20 protein-coding genes are annotated in these 20,484 nt (G+C 64.5%); 6 read left to right on the top strand and 14 right to left on the bottom strand.

The genetic code is table 11. The features are described from left to right. Positions 1–57 precede the first annotated feature (57 nt). Complete coding sequence (gene serB, locus ACTTAI_RS20025; RefSeq protein ID WP_444453365.1) at positions 58–930, top strand: phosphoserine phosphatase SerB; 873 nt, start codon at positions 58–60, stop codon at positions 928–930. On the opposite strand, the gene nagA is transcribed toward serB, so the two are convergent. Together nagA and ACTTAI_RS20015 are read right to left on the bottom strand one after the other, a co-directional pair. Beyond that, entirely contained in the window at positions 906–2,051 is a 1,146-nt protein-coding gene (nagA, locus tag ACTTAI_RS20020; protein WP_444453363.1) for an N-acetylglucosamine-6-phosphate deacetylase, read from the bottom strand. The two genes, serB and nagA, sit on opposite strands and share 25 nt — an antisense overlap. Next, a complete protein-coding gene (locus ACTTAI_RS20015; RefSeq protein WP_444453361.1) occupies positions 2,039–2,863 on the bottom strand; it encodes a BadF/BadG/BcrA/BcrD ATPase family protein in 825 nt (274 codons plus the stop codon). The genes nagA and ACTTAI_RS20015 overlap by 13 nt, the downstream gene beginning before the upstream one ends. 132 nt (positions 2,864–2,995) lie before the next feature. Between ACTTAI_RS20015 and ACTTAI_RS20010 the strand changes: the two genes are divergently transcribed. The 3 genes from ACTTAI_RS20010 (at position 2,996) to ACTTAI_RS20000 (ending at position 4,917) form a co-directional block, all read left to right on the top strand. Beyond that, entirely contained in the window at positions 2,996–3,625 is a 630-nt protein-coding gene (locus tag ACTTAI_RS20010) for a hypothetical protein (protein ID WP_444453360.1), read from the top strand. A gap of 170 nt (positions 3,626–3,795) precedes the next feature. Further along, positions 3,796–4,560 (top strand): DUF6478 family protein, encoded by a 765-nt coding sequence (locus ACTTAI_RS20005; RefSeq protein WP_444455814.1) that lies wholly within the window; start codon positions 3,796–3,798, stop codon positions 4,558–4,560. A gap of 9 nt (positions 4,561–4,569) precedes the next feature. Further along, positions 4,570–4,917, top strand: a complete 348-nt coding sequence (locus ACTTAI_RS20000; protein WP_444453358.1) for a hypothetical protein — start codon at positions 4,570–4,572, stop codon at positions 4,915–4,917. Between the two features lie 55 nt (positions 4,918–4,972). Here ACTTAI_RS20000 and ACTTAI_RS19995 read toward each other — a convergent pair whose 3' ends face one another. Further along, entirely contained in the window at positions 4,973–6,985 is a 2,013-nt protein-coding gene (locus ACTTAI_RS19995; protein ID WP_444453357.1) for an oxidoreductase, read from the bottom strand. 270 nt (positions 6,986–7,255) lie between these two features. On the opposite strand from ACTTAI_RS19995, the gene ACTTAI_RS19990 reads away from it, so the two are divergent. Continuing rightward, on the top strand, positions 7,256–8,161 hold the full coding sequence (locus ACTTAI_RS19990) for a LysR family transcriptional regulator (RefSeq protein WP_110804644.1): 906 nt from the start codon (positions 7,256–7,258) through the stop codon (positions 8,159–8,161). Between the two features lie 39 nt (positions 8,162–8,200). Here the strand turns inward: ACTTAI_RS19990 and ACTTAI_RS19985 are convergent, their stop codons facing one another. The 3 genes from ACTTAI_RS19985 to ACTTAI_RS19975 are packed head-to-tail and all read right to left on the bottom strand — an operon-like array spanning position 8,201 to position 10,571. Beyond that, entirely contained in the window at positions 8,201–9,136 is a 936-nt protein-coding gene (locus ACTTAI_RS19985; protein WP_444453355.1) for an OmpA family protein, read from the bottom strand. Further along, positions 9,133–9,846 (bottom strand): GNAT family N-acetyltransferase, encoded by a 714-nt coding sequence (locus tag ACTTAI_RS19980; RefSeq protein WP_444453353.1) that lies wholly within the window; start codon positions 9,844–9,846, stop codon positions 9,133–9,135. The genes ACTTAI_RS19985 and ACTTAI_RS19980 overlap by 4 nt, the downstream gene beginning before the upstream one ends. Further along, positions 9,843–10,571: a competence/damage-inducible protein A gene (locus ACTTAI_RS19975; RefSeq protein ID WP_444453352.1), complete on the bottom strand. Its 729-nt coding sequence runs from the start codon at positions 10,569–10,571 to the stop codon at positions 9,843–9,845. The genes ACTTAI_RS19980 and ACTTAI_RS19975 overlap by 4 nt, the downstream gene beginning before the upstream one ends. 112 nt (positions 10,572–10,683) lie before the next feature. Between ACTTAI_RS19975 and map the strand changes: the two genes are divergently transcribed. Continuing rightward, positions 10,684–11,493 (top strand): type I methionyl aminopeptidase, encoded by an 810-nt coding sequence (gene map, locus ACTTAI_RS19970; protein ID WP_444453351.1) that lies wholly within the window; start codon positions 10,684–10,686, stop codon positions 11,491–11,493. A gap of 23 nt (positions 11,494–11,516) precedes the next feature. Here map and ACTTAI_RS19965 read toward each other — a convergent pair whose 3' ends face one another. The 8 genes from ACTTAI_RS19965 to ACTTAI_RS19930 form a co-directional block, all read right to left on the bottom strand. Next, positions 11,517–12,737, bottom strand: a complete 1,221-nt coding sequence (locus ACTTAI_RS19965) for a phenylacetate--CoA ligase family protein (protein ID WP_444453349.1) — start codon at positions 12,735–12,737, stop codon at positions 11,517–11,519. Between the two features lie 80 nt (positions 12,738–12,817). Next, positions 12,818–13,639: an ABC transporter ATP-binding protein gene (locus tag ACTTAI_RS19960; protein ID WP_444453347.1), complete on the bottom strand. Its 822-nt coding sequence runs from the start codon at positions 13,637–13,639 to the stop codon at positions 12,818–12,820. Positions 13,640–13,689: 50 nt separating this feature from the next. Beyond that, entirely contained in the window at positions 13,690–14,976 is a 1,287-nt protein-coding gene (locus ACTTAI_RS19955; protein WP_444453345.1) for an ABC transporter substrate-binding protein, read from the bottom strand. 64 nt (positions 14,977–15,040) lie between these two features. Next, positions 15,041–16,117: a branched-chain amino acid ABC transporter permease gene (locus ACTTAI_RS19950; RefSeq protein ID WP_444453343.1), complete on the bottom strand. Its 1,077-nt coding sequence runs from the start codon at positions 16,115–16,117 to the stop codon at positions 15,041–15,043. Between the two features lie 49 nt (positions 16,118–16,166). Beyond that, on the bottom strand, positions 16,167–16,358 hold the full coding sequence (locus ACTTAI_RS19945; RefSeq protein WP_444453341.1) for a hypothetical protein: 192 nt from the start codon (positions 16,356–16,358) through the stop codon (positions 16,167–16,169). 157 nt (positions 16,359–16,515) lie between these two features. Then, positions 16,516–17,502 carry a branched-chain amino acid ABC transporter permease gene (locus ACTTAI_RS19940; protein ID WP_444453339.1) on the bottom strand — a complete coding sequence of 329 codons (987 nt, stop codon included), beginning with the start codon at positions 17,500–17,502 and terminating at the stop codon, positions 16,516–16,518. Next, positions 17,495–18,313 (bottom strand): ABC transporter ATP-binding protein, encoded by an 819-nt coding sequence (locus ACTTAI_RS19935; protein ID WP_444453337.1) that lies wholly within the window; start codon positions 18,311–18,313, stop codon positions 17,495–17,497. Before ACTTAI_RS19935 ends, ACTTAI_RS19940 begins: the two co-directional genes overlap by 8 nt. Further along, complete coding sequence (locus ACTTAI_RS19930; RefSeq protein ID WP_444453335.1) at positions 18,310–20,472, bottom strand: AMP-binding protein; 2,163 nt, start codon at positions 20,470–20,472, stop codon at positions 18,310–18,312. Before ACTTAI_RS19930 ends, ACTTAI_RS19935 begins: the two co-directional genes overlap by 4 nt. Positions 20,473–20,484 lie beyond the last annotated feature (12 nt).

Genomic DNA, 20,484 nt, shown 5'->3' with positions numbered 1-20,484 from the left:
AAAGCGCCGCATCGGACACCAAAAGCGACATCCCTCCAGCCCCGGGACCCCTGATCCATGTTCATCGCCACGCTTATCGCCGACCCGAAAGCCGCCAATCTTGATGCGGTCACGGTCACTTCGCTGCGCAACGCCTGGGCGGGCGGGGAGCTGCGATGGCTGGCCCCCGGCATCGCCGCCGAGTTCCCGATCGAGGCTGTTCCCGAGAACCGCTGGCAGGTCTGGGAAGACCTGCAAAAGCTGGGTTTCGACCTTGTGGTGCAGGCGGCGGAGGGGCGGAAGAAGCAGATGCTTCTGGCCGACATGGACAGCACGATGATCCAGCAGGAATGCATCGACGAGCTGGCCGATGTGGCGGGCGTGGGCGCGCAGGTGAGTGCGATCACTGCCCGCGCGATGAATGGCGAATTGGATTTCGAAGGCGCGCTGACCGAGCGTCTGGGGCTTTTGCGCGGCCTGCCCGAAAGCGTCATCGGCCGGGTGATTTCGGAACGCATCACCTTCATGCCGGGCGGCCATGACCTGCTTCGAACGATGAAGGCGAACGGCGCCTATTGTGCGCTGGTGTCGGGCGGATTTACCGCCTTTACCGGCTATGTCTCTGAAACGCTTGGCTTTGATGAGAACCGGGCGAATGTTCTTGGCATCGAAGATGGAAAGCTGACCGGGGTTCCGGTGCTGCCGATTCTGGGCCGTGAAGCCAAGGTTCAGGCATTTCTGGAAATTTCGGAAAGATTGAAGCTGGCCCATTCGCAGGTCATGGCGGTCGGTGACGGTGCCAATGACCTTGGGATGTTGCAGCTGGCCGGGGCGGGGGTGGCGCTGCATGCGAAACCCTCGGTCGCGGCGCAATGCGATATCCGCATCAACCACGGCGACCTGACGGCGCTGCTTTACATTCAGGGCTATGCGGTGGGCGAGTTCGCCTGAGGCTTCCCGCCCTGCCAGACCCCGGTCACCTGCCAGTCGTCGCTGAAATGCACCAGATCGGCGGGCAGGCCGGGGGCGATGCGTCCCCGATTCGACCCGATCACCGCAGCCGGGCGCGCGGTGGCCATCGCCAGCGCCTGTTCGGGGGGGAGGTCGAGCACTTCGACCGAGAAGCGGATCGCCTCCGGCAGGCTCAGATCCGCCCCGGCGAGTGTGTCGTTTTCCGTCCTCAGGGATCGGTTGGCACGATGGATGCGCTGCCCGGAAAGGTCGAAGTCCGGCAGATCGGTGCCCGCGACGGCCATCGCATCGGTGACAAGGAAGAGCCGGTCCCCCGCCAGACGCAGGGCGAGCCGCGCTGATTCGGGCGAAACATGGATGCCGTCGGCGATCAGCCCCGCCGCAAAGGGCAGCGACAGGGCCGCGCCGACAAGCCCCGGCTCGCGCGAGCCAAGCTGACTCATCGCATTGAAGAGATGCGTGACAATGCGGGCGCCCGCGTCATGGGCTGCCTGCGCTTCGGCAAAGCTGCAGGCGGCATGGCCCAAAGCCACCGTCACGCCCGCTTCGGTCAGCTTTGCGATCTGTTCGGACGTCACCGAAGCGGGCGCAACCGTCAGCATCAGCGCGGGCAGACCGGCGCGGGCCTCGCAGATCAGGTCCAGATCGTCCTCGGTCATCGGCCGGATATGCTCGGCCGGATGGCAGCCGGGGCGTTTGGGGTCGAGATGCGGGCCTTCGAGATGCAGCCCCAGAAAGCCCGGCACCCGGCCGACCGCCGCCACCCCGGCGGCCAGAACCGCGCGGGTCTGCCGGGCCGAAGTGGTGATCAGCGTGGGCAAAAGCCCCGTCGTGCCAAGCTTCGCATGGGCGGCGCAGATCGTCGCGATCTCGGACAGCGGATCGGCGCCCGAAAGCATCACCCCGCCGCCGCCATTCACCTGCAGATCGATCAGGCCCGGCGCAAGAAGGCCACCGCCAAGGTCGATCCGCGCACCCTCGGGCAGGTCGGTGGCGGGCAGGATCTCGGCGATCTGCGCGCCTTCCAGCACCACGGCCTTGCCGTCGTGACATGTCTGCCCGTCGAACAGCCGTGCCCCGGTCAGGATCACGCGGCCCATGTCGCCGCGTCCCGCGCTATCGCCATCGCGCCATCAAGAGCGTTGCCCAAAGGCTCGGCCCGTGGCCAATCGGTCAGCGCCAGCGTCGGACCAAGGCCTCCGAGCCAGACCACCGGCAAGGGCGGATCGGTCTGCAGAAGGCCGATGGCCCCGCGCAACTCGGCCCGCGTCTCGGTCAGCACGTACCGCGAGAGCGGATCATCGAGCGCCGCCGCCATGCGATGCACCAGAAGGGCGTGCTCGGCCGGGGTTTTTTGCAGCGTGAAGGCCACCAGCCCCGGACCGCCGCCCAGATCGTTGACCACGGCCTTCGCCAAAGGGGAAAGCGGTGCATAACCGTCCAGCATCCGGGCGATCCGGTTCAGCATCAGCCGCCCCATCCAGGCGCCCGAGGCCTCGTCGCCCAAGCGAAACCCCCAGCCACCGATCACCTTGACCTCTCCGCCCACCTGCCGCGCAAAGACCGAGCCGGTGCCGATCGCGGCCATGATCCCGTCGCCCGTCCCAAGTGCGCCGCGCAGCGAGGTGGTCACGTCCTGCATCACTTTCGCGCGGAAGGGCAGCGCCGCTTCGAGCCGCGGCCCGGCCCCCGAGAGGTTCAACCCCGCAACGCCAAGCACTGCGCGCACCTGATCAAGCGCGTGATCGCCAATCACGCGCAGGGCGATCTCGCGCAGGCTGCAAAGCGCCGCATCGAAATCTGAGGCGACATTCGCAGGCCCGCCTTCCGCGCGCGCAAGCTCCCGCCCCGCGCCATCGCACAAGGCTGCCCGGCAGCCGCTGCCGCCGCCATCGATCGCAAGATAGACCATGTTTGCCTCCGTTCGGCCCAAGATGCCGTGGTCAGCCCCCTGCGGCAAGGCGAAACCTTGCGCCTGTGCAAAGCGGGCTTGTCCCCAGGTTGCCCCCCTTGATAGGAAGAGCGACGCAGCAAGGGTGGGGCGATGAGACGGGTCTTGATCACTCTGTGCCTGAGCCTTGCCCTGTCGGGCTGTCTCAAGGCGCTACCGATGAAATTCGACCTGCATTTGCCGGTGCGAAAGCCGGTGTCCGGCAAGGTGACGGTGCAAAAGGGCGAGTTGACCCTGATGGCGCCCGACGGATTTTGCGTCGATCCGACGTCGACCCGCGACGGGCCCGAGGGCAGTTTCGTGCTTTGGGGCAGTTGCGCCGCGATCGGCGGCAATGCTTCGGCGCCAAAACCTGCGCAGCAGGCGATGCTGAGCGCCACCATCGGCCCGGTCACTGCCGACCCGGTGGAAACCGCGTTCGAGAGTTACGAGGCCTTTTTCAAGGGCCGGGCCGGGCGGGCGGCGCTGGCGCGTTCGGGCAAGGCGCGGGATGTCGAGATCCTGGCGGTCAAGCGCGAGGAGCGGCGCTTGCTTTTGAAAATCTCCGACCACTCTGCCCCGACGGTTGCGCCGGTCGATCCGGTCTATTGGCGCGAGATCACCGGGCTGGGCGGGCATGTCTCGGCGCTGTCAGTGCTGCCGCTGGCGGGCAGCCGGCTTGACGATCAGACGCAGATCGACCTGCTGTCCGCCTTTGACGAGACGATCCGCGATCAGAATTGACCGCTTTGGGCAAAAGCTGCGATCCGGTTTCCGTCTTTGGTTGACGTCGGAGGAAATGCGCGGATTTCGATGGATTTCCGTCTTCATTTTCCGTTGGATGCAGGGCAGAAGGAAACGAATGTGGCGCAGTGTTTCCATATTGGCGACACTCTCGGATGGCCGAAATGAAGATGTCTGGAAAGTCCCCCTCGTTTCTGGATCGGCTGGTGCAAAGCCGGATGCTGGCGCGATGGACGCGGGCGGGGCGGCTCGTTTCGGCGCTGGGCAGGGACGAGTTGCGCCAGCTGCGCGAGGATGCCCGGACTTTGCGGCGCGAACTTGACCGGGTGCTGTGCGTCACCGAGGCGCGTCTGGCGCTGCCGCCCGATGGTTTCGACGGGATCGTGCGACCGCTGGGCTGCGACTGGGTCTGGCGTCCTGATCTCTGGCGTGGGCCGGTGATGCCCGCGGGGATAGTCGGGGCCGACAGCCGCAGCCGGATCGGCGAGGATGTGACGCTGTTTCACGACTGCCGCGAGAGCGAGATCACCCTGCGCCAGATCCGTGCTCAGGATGCTGCGCCCTTCGGGCTGCGACTTGATGTGTTCCGCTTCGACGGTTCGTTCCTGTCGCTGGTGCTTGATCTGCCCGAAGAGGGCGTGGCGGGACTGAAGCGCAACCATCTGATCCGGCTCGCGATGTCGGTCGAGCTGGAGCGGCCGATCGAGATTTTCTGTCGGCTGAACGTGAAGCACGGGCCGAACACCGATCAGCTGGTGCGGGAAATGCCGCTGGGTGGCGGCACGGATTTTGTCGAATTCGATCTGGCCTATACCAAGATGAACGAAAAGCGGGTCGAGAAGATCTGGGTCGATCTGATCTTCGAAGGTCCGCAGATGAACCAGATCATGCTGCGGGATCTGACCTTCGCGCGCCATCCGCGCGCCGATATCTGAGGGGGCGGGATGCTGGAAGAATCGCGGATCATTGCGGGGCGCTGGGAAGGTGTCTGGGCCGGTGCATCGGAACCGGCGTTTCAGATCGTGCATCAGGCGCGGGCGCTGCCCGGTCTTGCCTGCGACGGGCTGGGCGACGGCCGCTGGCGGCTGAGCCTGCCGATCCCGGTCGAGTTGCTCTCGGACGGGGTGCAGACCTTTCTTCTGCAGGCCGATGGCGAGACGGTGGGGTCTTTCACCATCCTCAGCGGCCAGCCGCTTGAGGCGGATCTGCGCGCCGAACTTGACCTGCTGCGGGCGGAGCTTGATCTGCTGAAGCGGGCGTTCCGGCGCCATTGCGTCGAGACCGCGGGCTGAGGCCGGGGGCGCTGCCCCCGGACCCCCGGGATATTTGTCGCAAGATAAAGGGGGATCAGAGGCTGGCGCCGAGCCTTGTGCCCTGATCGATCGCCCGTTTCGCATCCAGCTCGCCCGCGACATCGGCGCCGCCGATGATGTGGGGGGTGAAGCCCTGCGCCGTCAGCGCCTCGGCCAGGGTGCGCTGGCTGTCCTGACCCGAGCAGAGAACAACGGTATCGGCCTCGATCAGCGTCGGATTTTCGCGCGCGGGGCCGAAGCTGACGTGCAGGCCTTCGGCGGTGATGCGGTCGTAATTCACCCCGCCAATCATCTTCACGCCTTTCGCCGAAAGCGCCGCGCGGTGGATCCAGCCGGTGGTCTTGCCCAGATGGCGGCCGGGTTTTTCGGGCTTCCTTTGCAGCAGCGTGACTGTGCGGGCGGGCGGGGTCGGTTCGGGTCTTGCGAGCCCGCCCGGGCTTTGCGCCGGATCGCCGACGCCCCATTCGCGCATCCACTCCTCGGGGTGCAGCGTCGGGCTGTCGGTCACGGTCAGGAATTCGGCGACGTCAAAGCCGATGCCGCCAGCGCCAACAACCGCCACCCGCGGCCCGGCCGAGGCTTTGCCGGACAGAAGGTCGGCATAGCTGATGGCCAATTCCTCGCCCGGAATGCCGGGTCGGCGCGGGGTGACGCCGGTGGCGATCACCACCTCGTCGAAGCCGCCAAGTGCGGCCACCGTCGCCTCTGTGTTGAGCCGCAGGCTGACGCCCGCGCGGGACAGCATCGTCGCGAACCAGTCGGTCAGCCCGACAAATTCTTCCTTGCCGGGGATGGTGCGCGCCAGCCGCAACTGCCCCCCGATTTCCGCGTCCTTCTCGAAAAGCTTCACCGCATGGCCGCGCTCGGCCGCGGCGATGGCGCAGGCCATGCCCGCCGGTCCCGCGCCGACGACGGCGATGCGTTTGGGGTTTTCGGTCGGCGTCAGGACCAACTCGGTTTCATGGCCCGCCCGCGGATTGACGAGGCATGACGAAATCTTGCCCGAGAAGGTGTGATCCAGGCAGGCCTGATTGCAGCCGATGCAAGGTGCGATTTCCGCCGCATGGCCGCTGGCGGCCTTGGCGACGAATTCAGGATCGGCGAGGAAGGGCCGCGCCATCGAGACCATGTCGGCCTGTCCATTGGCCAAAATCCCCTCGGCCACCTCCGGGGTGTTGATCCGGTTCGAGGTGATGACCGGGATGCCGACTTCGGGGCGCAGCCGCGCCGTCAGCCAGGAAAACGCCGCCCGCGGCACCGAGGTGGCGATGGTGGGCACCCGCGCCTCGTGCCAGCCGATCCCGGTATTAAGCAGGCTCGCCCCGGCGGCTTCGATGGCTTTGGCAAGCTGCACCACCTCGTCCCAGGTCGAGCCGTCCGGGACCAGATCGATCAGCGAGATGCGGAAGATCACGATGAAATCCGGGCCAACCGCAGTGCGGACGCGCTTCATCACCTCGACCGGCAAGCGCATCCGGTTTTCATAAGATCCGCCCCAGTCGTCGGTGCGCCGGTTCACATGGCGGACCAGGAACTGGTTGAGGAAATAGCCCTCGGACCCCATCACTTCGACGCCATCATAGCCCGCCTCGCGGGCGCGGGCGGCGGCGGTCGCGATGTCACTGATCTGCTTTTCGATCCCGGCTGCGTCCAGTTCCTTCGGCGCGAAAGGAGAAATCGGCGATTTTACCGCCGAGGCCGACACGCAATCCGGGCCATAGGCATAGCGGCCCGCATGCAGGATCTGCATCGCGATCCGCCCGCCCGCGTCATGCACCCGATCCGTCACCAGCCGGTGGTTCGCGATATCCTGCGGCGTGAACAATCCCGCCGCCCCGGGAAACACCCCGCCTTCTCGGTTCGGGGCCATGCCCCCCGTCACCATCAGCGCAACCCCACCCCGCGCCCGCGTTGCATAGAACTCGGCCACCCGGTTCCAGTCGCCGGTTTCCTCCAGATTCGTGTGCATCGAGCCCATCAGCACGCGGTTGGGCAGCACCACATGGCCCAGATCGAGCGACGCAAGCAGATGCGGATAATGGCTCATCAGGTCCTCCCCTTTTCGGCCACCTTACGCGCGCCGCCCCCCCTGTCACGGCAAACGCGACGTCATTATCTTTATCTTGCGCCAAATATCCCGGGGTGAGCCCGCAAGGGCGAGGGGCAGAGCCCCTTTCGCGCTGGCGCAGGCAACAATCGTTTCCCTGCCTTAACCGAACCCCGCAATTTCCCCCGTATTGTCCCTTGAGCGTCCAAATTGTGCCTGAATTCGATCCGATCACTCAGGGAAATGCGAAACATTCCCTATGGGTGAACGATGGACCGCCTGACCGAAATGGAAGCCTTTGCCACTGTGGTGGATCAAGGTGGCTTCACCGATGCCGCCAAGAAGATGGGGATTTCCAAATCGGCCGTGTCAAAGCACGTCTCGGCACTGGAAGCACGGTTGGGGGCGCGACTTCTGAACCGCACGACGCGGCGGGTGTCGCCGACCGAGATCGGGCTGGCCTATTACGACCGTGCCCGACGGGTGCTGAACGATGCCGGAGAGGCCGATGCGCTGGTCACCTCGATGCAGGTGGCGCCCTCGGGGCTTTTGCGGATTTCGGTCGCGACCGATTTCGGGGTCAACCTGCTCTCACCCGTGCTGGGGGATTTTCTGCAGGAATATCCGGAAGTTACCGTGAACATGGTGCTCAATAACCGCTATGTCGAGCTGATCTCGGAAGGCTTCGATATGGCGATCCGGGTGGGCGAGCTGGAAGACAGCACGCTCAAGGCGCGCAAGCTGACCGAGACGGCCAAGCGGATGATCGCCTCGCCGAAATATTTCGAGAAATACGGCCGCCCCACCAAGATCGACGATCTGAACGATCACAAGCTGCTGCATTATTCGAACCAGTCGAATGGCAACGTCTGGAAAATCACCGCGCCCTCGGGCGAGCGCCGTCAGGTGCGCTCGGCGGGCTGGCTGACGGTGAATGATGGGCAATCGCTGCTGCATGCCGCGATCGCGGGCCTTGGCATCGCCTATCTGCCGAGCTTCCTTTACGCCGATGCGATGAAGAAAGGGATGGTCGAAGAGGCCATGCCCGATCTGCCGATGGAGACGCTCGGCATCTATGCCGTCTATCCGCCGGGCCGCTTTACCCAGCCCAAGGTGCGGGCCTTCATCGACTTTCTGGCCGAGACCTTTGCCGACAAGGGTCCGGACAACTGGTGAATTGACTTCCTCCCACGGCGCCTTTTCCGTCCGGCGCCGTCACCTTGGGGTCGAGGCGAGAACCGCTTCGACCCTTCTGTTTTTCTCGCGCCCCTCGGGCGTGAGGTTCGACGTGCGAGGCGCGAGCCAGCCCGCCCCCTCGGCCGTCAACTGCTCGGCCGGAACGCCCAGCTTCTCGATCAGCCGCTTGCGCACGGCTGCCGCGCGGTCCTTCGACAACGCCACATTCGCGGCGAGCGAGCCCGAGTTGTCGGTGTGACCCACCAGCGCGATCCGCGCCTCGGGCCGGGTCGCAAGGTAATCGGCCAGCGCCGAGAGCGAGGCGAAATCTTCATCGGCCAGTTTCGAGGCGCCACTCGCAAAGACCAGATCATCGAGCGCCACCTTGCCCGTGCTTTCCAGCGCCTGACCCAGATCACCTGCCGGGCTGTCGGGTTCCGGGCTCGGTTGCGGCGCGGCCAGATCATTGTCGGGCGTGGCGGGGGTGGCGTCTTGTGCTGTCATCGTTGTCAGATGCACGAAGCCCGATTCCGACGAGCGCGAAACCGTCAGCGCGATCCAATCATTGCCGTTCTGCGCCGCGAGATAACGGAAATCGCTCAGATCGACATGCATTTCCGGTTCCGGAATCAGATCGAGCGCATAGCGGAAATCGAAGCCACCGCAGGCGTCGGTCTCGCATTGATACATCAGGATATAGCCCGCCGCCGCGATCTGATCGCGCAGCGGCGCAAGGATTTGCAGCGTCGTCTGTTGATTGCCGCGCAGCCGCCATGCGGTGTCCGAGCGCGTGCCCTCGAGCGTGCTGCGGGCCATCGTGTCATCGCGCCACGGTCCGATCGGTAGCCCATAGGACGTCGCGGCCTGCGTCCGTTCCGACGAGACCGAGGCCCCGGCCGGAAGCGTCAGTTGCAGCTGTTCAGCCTGTGCGGGCAGGGCGGCAAAGAAAAATGCTGCGCAGAAAAATGGTCTCATGACTGGGCCTCGCGGCGGTAATGGTAAGCGCAGACGGGCTGCATTCCGAGGGCCTGATAGAGCGCGAGCGCCCCGACATTCGCCTTGGTGACGACAAGGGTCATGCGCTCGGCCCCCTCGGTCGCGGCCCAGCGGCAGGCCTCGGCCATGATCGCGCGGGCAAGGCCGAGACGGCGGAACTCCGGGGCGACGACCAGCGCATGCAGCATCGCGGTGCGCTGGTGGATCGCGACAAAGGCCGCCCCGGCGGCGCGGTCTTTCGTGCGGCCAAGGACGACGGCTTTCGGCTGCGCGGCGCGGTCGATCACCGCCTGCCTTGCCGGGCCGATGCCATTTTCCGCCCAGATCTCGCGGGCGATCGCCAAGGGGGGCCAATGCGCAAAGGCGGTGACCGGCGGCACCTCCGAGGGCATGGCTGCGAGATCGGCGGCAAGGATCACCACCGGATCGAAGGACTCAAACCCGCGCTTTGCGAGTTCTGCATCAAGACCCTCGTCGCCGGGGCGCATGATGAATTTCCCTGTCTGTCCAAGGCTTCGCTGCGCAGCGAGAGCGGCGTCGATGTCGGCGTCTTCAAGGCGACCGAGCAGGCTCGCCGCACTGACCCGCGAGCCGCCGCCCTGTCCTTCACGGATCAGAAAGCCGCCCGCCTCCCGCACTGAGGCCGCGGGCCATGTGGCGTCGATGACCTCGAACACCGGATCGGTCATCGACCCTCCGGGAAAGCGGCTTGCAGCGCGGCAAAGGCGGTTTCCAGCGCCGCGGGATCGGTCGCGCGGGCGACAAGGTTGGTGCCATATTGCCCCTCGGTCACGAAGGGATAGGAGCCGAAGGAGACGTCCGGATGCGCTTCGGCGAGCGCGCGCAGTGCATCGGCGATGGAGGCCTCGGCCACCATCATCTGCCAGTTGCGCGACAGAAGCGGCTGCCCCCCGGCGAGCCGCGGCAAAAGCCCCGCGACCATCGCCTGAAAGATGTTGGGCACCCCCGCCATGACGTGGCAATTCTCGACGCTGAACCCCGGCGCGCCCGACACCGGGTTGTCGATCAGGTTCGCGCCGTCGGGAATGCGGGCCATGCGCAGCCGGGCCTCTGTGAACTCGACCCCGCGGGCGGCGTAATGGGCGGCCAGGATCGCGCGGGCGTCGTCGCGCACGCCGATCGGGCGCCCGAAGGCCTCGGCCACCGCATCGGCGGTGATGTCGTCATGGGTCGGCCCGATACCGCCCGAGGTGAACAGATGGTCATGGGAGGCGGAAAGCTCCCGCACCGCGGCGACGATCGTCGGATGGTCGTCGGAAATCACCCGGATCTGCCGCAGATCGAAGCCCGCCTTGACGAGCTCGCCCGCCAGATGATGCGCATTCCCCTCGCGGGTGCGGCCGGTCAGGATCTCGTCGCCAATGATCAGGATCGCACAGCTGGGATTGGGCATGGGGCTCCTCCTTCGGCATGGGTATAAGCGGCTGCGGCGTTGCGGAAAAGCCCGGGTCTGGCCAAGCAGCGGATTTGTGACTATCTAGGGGCCAGCGAACAGGAGAGTGCCCGTGAACGACGCAAAACCCCGCCTGACCAAGGATGGCATCCGCATCTATGACCGTGCCGATTTCGCGGGCATGGCGGCGGCCGGGAAGATCGCGTCGCAGATCCTCGACGAGGTCGCGCCGATGGTGCTGCCGGGGGCAACCACCGGGGCGCTCGATGATTTCATCCGCAACCGCGTGACCGAGCTTGGCGCCGTTTCGGCGACGATCGGCTATCGCGGTTACAAGCATGCGTCCTGCATCTCGGTGAACCATGTGGTGTGCCACGGCATCCCGGGGCCGAAGGTGCTGGCCGATGGCGACATCCTGAACATCGACGTGACGGTGATCCTCGACGGCTGGTTCGGTGACACCTCGCGGATGTATGTCGCGGGCAATCTGACCCGCAAGGCGGAGCGGCTCATTCAGGTCACCCATGACGCGCTGATGCTGGGGATCGAGCAGGTGAAGCCCGGCAATACCTTTGGCGACATTGGTCATGCGATTCAGGCCTATGTCGAGGCGCAGCGGATGAGTGTGGTGCGCGATTTCTGCGGTCACGGGCTGGGCCGGGTGTTCCACGCGCCGCCGAACGTGCTGCATTACGGCCGCAAGGGCGCGGGCGCAGTGCTGGAGGAAGGCATGCTCTTCACCATCGAGCCGATGGTGAACCTTGGCCGCCCCGAAACCAAGGTGCTGTCGGACGATTGGACCGCCGTCACGCGCGACAAGTCGCTTTCGGCGCAGTTCGAGCATTCGGTGGGCGTCACCGCCGATGGCTGCGAGATCTTCACGCTGAGCCCGGCGAACAAGTTCCACCCGACCTGGGGCTGAGGCGGGGCCCAAGGCGGGCCGCCTCAGTCGTATTTGCGCAGATCCTCGATCACCTTGCCGTCGTTGGGCAGGCTGCCCGGCGCCACGAGCTCGATCGCGCCCTTGAGTTTCAGCGCTTCGACGACGCCCGCGGCGTAGCGGTCGGGCTCGCAGAGCTCTGTTTCGATCCGCACCGTCATCGCGTCCATCTCGCCCTCGCGGGTGGCGATGACGCGGGCGCGTTTCACCTCGGGATATGCTGAGACGAAGGCTGCGACCTGTTCCGGGCGCACGAACATGCCCTTGATCTTCGTCGTCTGATCGGCGCGGCCCATCCAGCCCTTGATGCGCAGATTGGTGCGCCCGCAAGGGGACACCCCCGGCAGAACGGCGCTGAGATCGCCCGTTGCAAAGCGGATCAGCGGGTAATCGGGGTTGAGCGTGGTGACGACGACCTCGCCCACCTCGCCCGGGGCGACCGGATCGCCGGTGCCGGGGCGCACGATTTCGACGATCACGCCTTCATCGACGATCATCCCCTCCATCGCCGGGCTTTCATAGGCGATGTTGCCCAGATCGGCCGTCGCATAGCATTGCAGGCAGACGATGCCGCGGTCGGCATATTCCTTGCGCAAACTGGGGAAGAGCGCCCCGCCACCGACAACGGCGCGGCTGATCGTCAGCGGCTCGTTCATCTCGGCCGCCTTGTCGAGGATCACCTTCAGATAGTCGGGGGTGCCCGCATAAACCGTCGTGCCGATATCGACGGCGGCGCGGACCTGCAATTCGGTTTGCCCGGTGCCCGCGGGCAGGACCGCGGCGCCCACGGCCCGCGCCCCTGATTCAAAGATCATCCCGGCGGGCGTCAGGTGGTAGCCAAAGCAGTTCTGCACGATGTCGCCGGGGCCGACGCCTGCCGCATGCAGGAAGCGCCCCATCCGCCACCAGTCGGCCGAGGTTTCGCCGGGTTCATAGATCGGGCCGGGGCTTTGGAAGATATGCGCGAAGCCGCGCGCCGTGCGCGGGGTCATGCCGCCGAAGGGGGGCGATTTCTTCTGCGCCGTGCTCAGGTCTGATTTGCGCAGCACCGGCAGTTTCGCCAACGCCTCGAGCGAGGTGATCGCCGCCGCCTCGACGCCCCCCAGATGCGCTGCCAACCCGGGGGCCATCAGCGCGCGCGCCACCGCTTGCGGCAGATCCCGCACCAGCGCTGCGGCGCGTTCGTCGGCGGAACGGGTTTCCAGAACATCGTAATAACGGCTCATCGCGGCGCCTTTCTGCGGCTTGTCCGGGTAATGCTGCAATGCAGAATGCTGCGCAGCAAATATTGAAAATCAGAGGCTTGTCAGGCCAGCCAGCGCTTGCGGCGGCGGTAGGAACGGACATCGCGGAAGCTTTTGCGGCCGTCGTCCGACATGCCCAGATAGAATTCCTTCACATCCGGGTTTTCGCGCAGCTGCGCCGCCGGGCCGTCCATCACCACGCGGCCGCTTTCAAGGATGTAGCCATAATGCGCGTAGCGCAGCGCGACGTTGGTGTTCTGCTCGGCCAGAAGGAAGGTGACGCCTTCGCCCTCGTTCACCGCTTTCACGATCTCGAAGATCTGCTCGACCAGCTGCGGCGCGAGCCCCATCGAGGGTTCATCAAGCAGGATCGTCTCGGGCCGGGACATCAGCGCCCGTCCCATCGCCACCATCTGCTGCTCGCCGCCCGAGGTGTAGCCCGCCTGCGATTTGCGGCGCTCCTTCAGGCGCGGAAAATAGGTGTAGACCATCTCGAGGTCCTGCGCGATCGCGGCCCGGCCATCGCTGCGGGTATAGGCGCCGGTGAGCAGGTTTTCCTCGACCGTGAGGTGCTCGAAGCAGTGCCGCCCTTCCATCACCTGAATGACGCCCTTGCGCACCAGATCGGCGGGGGACATGTCCTGCACCCGCTCGCCGCGGTAAAGGATAGAGCCCTTGGTCACCTCGCCGCGTTCGGAATGCAGCAGGTTCGAGATCGCCTTCAGCGTCGTCGTCTTGCCCGCGCCGTTTCCGCCTAAAAGTGCGGTGATCCCGCCCTTCGGCACCGACAGGCTGACGCCCTTCAGCACAAGGATGACGTGATTGTAGATCACCTCGATGTTGTTCACTTCCAGCAGCGTCTCGGTCTTGGCGGCATCAAACATGGTCATCCTCCGGGGCGAAATCCCCCGGCCCGAAGGCCGGGGGCAGGGGCTTACTTGCAACGCTCGGCGATGCCGCCTTCTTTGGCGAAGGCCGCCGAATCTTCGGCGATGAGCGGGTCAAGCACGTCCTTGTCGGCTTCGATCCAGTCCGAGACCGCCGACCATTTCTTCGCCGCGGCGTCCCATTGCAGGATCATCGCCGTGCCCGGGCCGCCGTGATCGGCGCAGGTCGCATGGATTTCCTGCGCAAAGCCCGGCAGACCCAGCTCGGTCAGACGCGCTTCGGTCAGGTTCAGGTTTTCGAAGCCGTCGCGCACCTCTTCGGGCGTGACCGCGGCATGGCCGGTCTTTTCCTGCGCGGTCTTGATCGCTTCGGAAATGATCATCGCCGCATACATGCCGCGCGAGTACAGCACGTTGCCAAGGTTGTCGCCCGCGCCCGCCGCCTTGCCCGCGTCGAAGACGTATTTCTTCAGATCGGCATAGATCGGGTAATCCGAGCCGACGCCGTGGAAGCTGATCGACTTGTAGCCGTTCGCGCCCTCGCCAGCCGGGCCGACATCGTTTTCAGAGCCCGACCACCAGACGCCGATCATGTGATCCATCGGGAACTTGATGTTCACCGCTTCCTGAATCGCGACCTGGTTCATCACGCCCCAGCCCCACATCAGCACGTAATCCGGCTTCTCGCGGCGGATCTGCAGCCATTGCGATTTCTGCTCCTGCCCGGGCGGGTCGACCGGGATCGTCACCAGCTCGAAGCCGTGCTTCTTCGCCAGTTCCTCCAGCGTGCGGATCGGTTCCTTGCCATAGGCCGAGTTGTGATAGACCAGCGCGACCTTCTTGCCCTTCAGGTCGTCGCCATTCTGCGACAGCATGTATTTCACCGCGACCGAGGCGCCGTCCCAGTAGTTGGCCGGGTAGTTGAACACCCATTCGAACACCGCGCCATTGGCGGCCGAGGTGCGGCCATAGCCGGGCGTGTAAAGCACGTGCTTGTCCGCCGTGACCTTCGGGATCAACTGATAAGTGATCCCCGTCGAGAGCGGGTTATAGGCGAGCGCCGCCTGCCCCTTGGTGCTTTCATAGCACTCGACGCCCTTTTCGGTGTTGTAGGCAGTCTCGCATTCCGGAACGGCGACCTTTTCGCCACCGATGCCGCCATCACGCTCGTTCAGCAGCGTGAAGTAATCGGCGAAGCCATCGGCATAGGGGATGCCGTTCGCGGCATAGGAGCCGGTGCGATAGCTCAGGTTCGGCACCGTCAGATCGGCCATCGCGGGAACGGTCGTGGCCAGCATGGCCGCCGCCGCAAGGGCTGCAAAGCTCTTTTTCATACGTGTTTCCTCCCAGGTACGTATTGATTATGTATGGCCGGTTGCCCGGGTCTTGCTTCGCCCCTCAATGCGGGAAGGGCCAAAGTCTCAGTTTTTCCTTGGCAATGCGCCACAGCTGCGCCAGCCCGTGCGGCTCGACGATCAGGAACACCACGATCAGTGCGCCGACGATCATCAGCTCCAGATGCGCCGCCACATCGGTTGGCCAGCCGAAGCCGCCCACCAGCACGTTTTTCAGAAATACCGGCAGCAGCACGAGGAAGGCCGCCCCGGCGAAGGAGCCGAAGATCGAGCCCAGCCCGCCGATGATCACCATGAAGAGGATCAGGAACGACTTGTTGATCCCGAAGGCCTCGCCGACCTCGGCTGCGCCAAGGTAGACCGAGAACAACAGCGCGCCGGCGATGCCGATGAAGAAGGACGAGACGGCAAAGGCGGTGACCTTGGCCGAGAGCGGGTTGACCCCGATGATCTCGGCCGCGATGTCCATGTCACGGATCGCCATCCACTTCCGCCCGACCGTGCCGCGCGTCAGGTTGCGGGCCATCAGCGCCACAAGTGTCAGGATGACCAGACAGAAGAGGTATTTCGCCGCCGCCGTGGTCTGCGCCCCGGTGATGAAGATGCCGAACATCGTGCGCTCGGGGGCGGTGATCTGCCCGGACGCGGAATAGTTGTAAAACCACGGCACCTTGTTGAAGAGCCAGACAAGGAAGAACTGCGCGGCGAGCGTCGCGACGGCGAGGTAGAACCCCTTGATCCGCAGCGAGGGCAGACCGAAAAGCACGCCCACCGCAGCGGTGATGCCGCCTGCGAGAAGCACGTGGATCAGGATCGGCACGTCGGGAAAGGCGGTCATCAGCTTGTAGACCGCATAGGCGCCCACGGCCATGAAGCCGCCGGTGCCAAGGCTCACCTGACCGGCATAGCCGACCAGAATGTTCAGCCCGATCGCCGCGATCGCGTAGATCAGGAAGGGCACGAAGACCGCATTGGCCCAATAATCGTCAATGACGAAAGGCACGATGCCATAGGCCACGACCAGCGCCGCGATATAGCCCATCCGGTCCAGACGGATCGGAAAGGTCTGGCTGTCGGCCCGGTAACTTGTCTTGAAATCGCCTGCTTCGCGGTAGAACATCAGCCCCTCCCCCCCGTGCTGCGGCGGGGAAGGGTGCGTTCCGCACCCGTCAGATGTCGCGGCGCACGCGCATCCAGGACCAGAGGCCAGCCCCGGCCCCGAAGGCCGCGAGGATCATGTTGATGGTGCGCAGACCCGCAGGCTCGTCCGGCGGTGCCGCCAGCGCGATCCATCCGAAGGTCAGCGCAGAGGCCCAACCGATGGTAAAGGCGACGGAACAGGCTTTTCTGGTCATCTTCAAGGGGCCCCCCATCCCCGGGCGCCTCCTCAACCACAAGGAGCGCCTGATGCAGTGCTTGTCCCCGGCAGGAATCATTCCAGCTCGCCGGATCGCTGACAGAATGTCGCACCTTGTCCCCCTGTTCAACCGTTTTCTGCGTCAAAGTGTCCATTTTGGTTTACACTCTCTCGATGATCCGCTCGCCGAACAGGCCCTGCGGCCGGAACACGAGGAAAAAGAGCGCCAGCACATAGGCGAACCAGTTTTCGGTGGCGCCGCCGATCAGGGGCCCGATGAAGAATTCGAACAGCTTCTCGCCCATGCCGATGATCAGCCCGCCGACGATGGCGCCGGGGATCGAGGTGAAGCCGCCCAGCATCAGAACCGGCAGGGCCTTCAGCGCAATCATCGACAGCGAGAATTGCACGCCGGATTTCGAGCCCCACATGATCCCGGCGACCAGCGCCACGAAACCCGCGATCGACCAGACCAGCACCCAGATGAAGCGCAGCGAGATGCCGACCGAGAGCGCCGCCTGATGGTCGTCGGCGACGGCGCGCAGCGCGCGGCCCTGTTTCGAATACTGGCTGAACAGTGTCAGCGCCGTCACCAGCGCGACCGAAACGACAGCCGCCACGATGTCGAGATTGTCGATGAAGAAGCCATAGCCGAACCAGCTGTCGGTCACGCTTTCGATCGTTTCATTGATGCCCTGCGGCAGCCCGACATCGAGCGTCTTGATGTCGGCGCCCCACATCACGTCGCCGAAACCCTCAAGGAAATAGGCCAGGCCGATCGTCGCCATGAAGAGGATGATCGGCGGCTGATTGACCAGATGCTTCAGCACCAGCGTCTCGATCACGATCGCCATGCCGATCATCACGCCGATGGTCAAAAGGATCGCCAGCACGGCGGGCACCTGCCAGCCGAAGGTCTCCAGATGGCCGCCGGTCACGGCGTTGATCAGATGGGCAAAGGGCACCTGGCCCTTCTGGATGCCCACAAGCGTCAGCGCCGCGAAAAGCGCCATCACGCCTTGGGCATAGTTGAAGACGCCCGAGGATTTGTAGATCAAGACGAAGCCAAGGGCGACGAGCGAATACATCACCCCGGCCATCAGACCGTTCAGCGCGGCCTCCGAGGCATAGGTCAGCTGGTCAAGCATGGGCCACCCCCAGATAAGCGTCGATCACATCCTGATTGTTGCGCACCTCGTCGGGCGGGCCGTCGCCGATCTTGCGGCCGTAATCCATCACCACGACGCGGTCGGACAGATCCATCACCACGCCCATGTCATGTTCGATCAGAACCGTGGTGGTGCCGAATTCGTCGTTCACATCGAGGATGAAGCGGCACATGTCCTCTTTTTCCTCGACGTTCATCCCGGCCATCGGCTCATCCAGAAGCAGGATCTTCGGTTCCGCGGCAAGGGCGCGCGCCAGTTCTACCCGCTTCTTCAACCCATAGGGCAAACGCCCAACCGGAGTTTTCCGAATATTCTGGATTTCAAGGAAGTCGATGATCTTTTCGACTTTTTCGCGATGTTTATCTTCCTCGGCCGCGGCCTTGCCCCACCACATCGCCTGGCTGAGCAGTCCCGAATGCATCAAGGTCAGCCGCCCGGTCATGATGTTGTCCAGAACCGACATGCCGTCGAACAGCGCGATGTTCTGGAAGGTGCGGGCAATGCCCAGACGCGCCACCTGATAGGGCTTCATCGGGCCGCGCTTTTCGCCGCGGAACCAGACTTCGCCCTCGGTCGGCACGTAAAAGCCCGAGATCACGTTCAGCATCGAGCTTTTGCCCGCGCCGTTCGGGCCGATGATCGCGCGGATCTCGCCCTCGCGGATATCAAAGGAAATGTCCTTGATCGCCACCACCCCACCGAAGCGCAGGGTGATGTTGCGCAACTCCATCAGCGTCGGGCCGATGCTGCGGCCGTCTGCCGTGGTGATGCCTTCGCCGGTGTCCTTCATTCCGCGGCCTCCTTGTGGATGCGCGCCTCGGGCGCGACGGTGGCATCCTCGATGCGGAGCGTGGCCTTGATCGCGCCCTTGCGTCCGTCTTCGTAGGTCACCTCGGTTTCGGTGTAGATGCTGGTGCGCCCGTCATAGAGGGCGGCGATCAGATCGGCGTATTTCTCGGCGATGACATTGCGGCGGACCTTGCGGGTGCGGGTCATCTCGCCGTCATCGGCATCAAGTTCCTTGTGCAGGATCAGGAAGCGGTGGATCTGGCAGCCCGAGAGCATCGGATCTTGCGCGACCGAGCGGTTCACCGCGTCGATGTGCTCGCGGATCATCTGATAGACCTGCGGGTGGCCCGCCAATTCCTGATAGGAGGCATAGGCGATGTTGTTGCGCTCGGCCCAGTTGCCGACCGCGGTCAGGTCGATGTTGATGAAGGCGGTGCAGCGATCGCGGCCCCCGCCGAAGACCACCGCCTCGAGGATCGAAGGGTAGAACTTCAGTTTGTTTTCAACGTATTTCGGCGCAAAAAGCCGCCCGTCCGCCATTTTGCCCACGTCTTTCGCGCGGTCGATGATGCGCAGATGCCCGGTGCCCGGTTCAAAGAAACCGGCGTCGCCCGTCGCCACCCAGCCCTCGGCATCCTTGGTCGAGGCGGTGCTTTCGGGATTCTTGAAATATTCGACAAAGGTTCCGGGCGAGCGATAGAAGACCTCGCCATTCTCGCCGATCTTCACCTCGACACCGGGGCTGGGCACGCCCACCGTATCGGCCCGCACCTGTCCGTCGGGCTGCTGGGTGATGAAAACCGAGGCCTCGGTCTGGCCGTAAAGCTGTTTCAGGTTGATGCCCATCGAGCGGTAGAATTCGAAGATCTCGGGACCGATCGCCTCGCCTGCGGTATAGGCCACCCGCACGCGGCTGAGGCCGAGCGTGTTTTTCAGCGGCGAAAAGATCGTCACCTCGCCGGTGCGATAATCGAAGTAATCGCGCAGGGGCTGCGGATAGAGGTTCAGCAAAGGCCCACGGGCGTGGAAATGCTTGCGATGCTCCATCGGGTGACGCAGCCGCACGATCGCCAGCCGCACCGCGTTTTCCACGATCGTCTCGACCGAAAAGCCGATGCCCATCGCGTAACGCCAGGCCCAGCGCCAGCGCCGCCGCAAGGTCGGTTTCGAGCGCTTCACCCGATACCGCGGCATCCCGTAGGTTTCCCCGGTGGTCTTGGCGAACTCCATGAAATGCTTGAACATCCCATGCTTCAGATCGCCCGCGTCCTCCATCCGGATCATCACGTTGGTCAGCATGGTTTCAAAGATCCGCGGCGGCGCAAAGAAATAGGTCGGCCCGATCTCGCGCAGGTCGGTCATCATCGTCGCCGGGCTTTCGGGGCAGTTCACGCAGAAGCCCGCGACCATCGCCTGACCGATGGAAAAGATGAAATCGCCGACCCAAGCCATCGGCAGATAGGCCAGCACGTCCTCGTCACAGCCCAGATGATCAAAGGCGACCGAGGCGCGGGCGGTTTCGATGATGTTGCGGTTCGACAGCACCACGCCCTTCGGCTTGCCGGTCGTGCCCGAAGTATAGAGCATCACGCAGGTGCTGTCAGTTTTCAGCTCGGCGATGCGCTTGTCCAGCTCGCCTTCGTAACGGAAATGCCCGGCTTTCCCCTCGGCCACGATGTCGGCCAGATGGTTCATGCGGGAATGGTCGTATTTCCGCATGCCGCGCTTGTCGGTGTACATCACATGCTGGATGTGGTGGATGCGGTCCTCGACCTCCACCACCTTGTCGACCTGTTCCTGATCACCGCAGACCACGAAACGGGCACCGCAGTGATCAAGCACATAGGCCATCTCTTCGGCCACGGCGTCCTGATAAAGCGGCACCGGCACCGCGCCCACCATCTGCGCTGCCACCATCGCCCAGTAATGCGCCGGACGGTTGCGGCCGATGATCGCGACGTGATCGCCCCGTTCCACGCCGAGGCTGAGGAACCCCATCGCCATCGCCCGGATTTCCGTAGCGGCTTCGGCCCAGGTCCAGACCTGCCAGATGCCGAATTCCTTCTCGCGATAGGCGGGACGGTTGCCATACCTTTCGACGTTCAGCGCCAAGAGCGCCGGGATCGACTGCGCGGCCGTTCCCTGATCCTGATCTGTCATGCGTCCTCCCCT

It is taken from the genome of Rhodobacter capsulatus (assembly GCF_052363175.1).
Taxonomy (GTDB): Bacteria; Pseudomonadota; Alphaproteobacteria; order Rhodobacterales; family Rhodobacteraceae; genus Rhodobacter; species Rhodobacter capsulatus_D.
Note: the sequence above shows the minus strand (reverse complement) of the source record. Positions and strands in the feature narration are given on the sequence as shown.

What these genes read in the sequence shown, in the direction of transcription:
- ACTTAI_RS19985 (WP_444453355.1), bottom strand. Translation starts at nt 9,136, where the DNA reads ATGAGACCATTTTTCTGCGCAGCATTTTTCTTTGCCGCCCTGCCCGCA.
- ACTTAI_RS20005 (WP_444455814.1), top strand. Translation starts at nt 3,796, where the DNA reads ATGTCTGGAAAGTCCCCCTCGTTTCTGGATCGGCTGGTGCAAAGCCGG.
- ACTTAI_RS19940 (WP_444453339.1), bottom strand. Translation starts at nt 17,502, where the DNA reads ATGCTTGACCAGCTGACCTATGCCTCGGAGGCCGCGCTGAACGGTCTG.
- ACTTAI_RS20000 (WP_444453358.1), top strand. Translation starts at nt 4,570, where the DNA reads ATGCTGGAAGAATCGCGGATCATTGCGGGGCGCTGGGAAGGTGTCTGG.
- serB (WP_444453365.1), top strand. Translation starts at nt 58, where the DNA reads ATGTTCATCGCCACGCTTATCGCCGACCCGAAAGCCGCCAATCTTGAT.
- ACTTAI_RS19950 (WP_444453343.1), bottom strand. Translation starts at nt 16,117, where the DNA reads ATGTTCTACCGCGAAGCAGGCGATTTCAAGACAAGTTACCGGGCCGAC.
- ACTTAI_RS19975 (WP_444453352.1), bottom strand. Translation starts at nt 10,571, where the DNA reads ATGCCCAATCCCAGCTGTGCGATCCTGATCATTGGCGACGAGATCCTG.
- ACTTAI_RS19930 (WP_444453335.1), bottom strand. Translation starts at nt 20,472, where the DNA reads ATGACAGATCAGGATCAGGGAACGGCCGCGCAGTCGATCCCGGCGCTC.
- ACTTAI_RS19960 (WP_444453347.1), bottom strand. Translation starts at nt 13,639, where the DNA reads ATGTTTGATGCCGCCAAGACCGAGACGCTGCTGGAAGTGAACAACATC.
- ACTTAI_RS20015 (WP_444453361.1), bottom strand. Translation starts at nt 2,863, where the DNA reads ATGGTCTATCTTGCGATCGATGGCGGCGGCAGCGGCTGCCGGGCAGCC.
- ACTTAI_RS19955 (WP_444453345.1), bottom strand. Translation starts at nt 14,976, where the DNA reads ATGAAAAAGAGCTTTGCAGCCCTTGCGGCGGCGGCCATGCTGGCCACG.
- ACTTAI_RS19935 (WP_444453337.1), bottom strand. Translation starts at nt 18,313, where the DNA reads ATGAAGGACACCGGCGAAGGCATCACCACGGCAGACGGCCGCAGCATC.
- ACTTAI_RS19980 (WP_444453353.1), bottom strand. Translation starts at nt 9,846, where the DNA reads ATGACCGATCCGGTGTTCGAGGTCATCGACGCCACATGGCCCGCGGCC.
- nagA (WP_444453363.1), bottom strand. Translation starts at nt 2,051, where the DNA reads ATGGGCCGCGTGATCCTGACCGGGGCACGGCTGTTCGACGGGCAGACA.
- ACTTAI_RS19965 (WP_444453349.1), bottom strand. Translation starts at nt 12,737, where the DNA reads ATGAGCCGTTATTACGATGTTCTGGAAACCCGTTCCGCCGACGAACGC.
- ACTTAI_RS19990 (WP_110804644.1), top strand. Translation starts at nt 7,256, where the DNA reads ATGGACCGCCTGACCGAAATGGAAGCCTTTGCCACTGTGGTGGATCAA.
- ACTTAI_RS20010 (WP_444453360.1), top strand. Translation starts at nt 2,996, where the DNA reads ATGAGACGGGTCTTGATCACTCTGTGCCTGAGCCTTGCCCTGTCGGGC.
- ACTTAI_RS19995 (WP_444453357.1), bottom strand. Translation starts at nt 6,985, where the DNA reads ATGAGCCATTATCCGCATCTGCTTGCGTCGCTCGATCTGGGCCATGTG.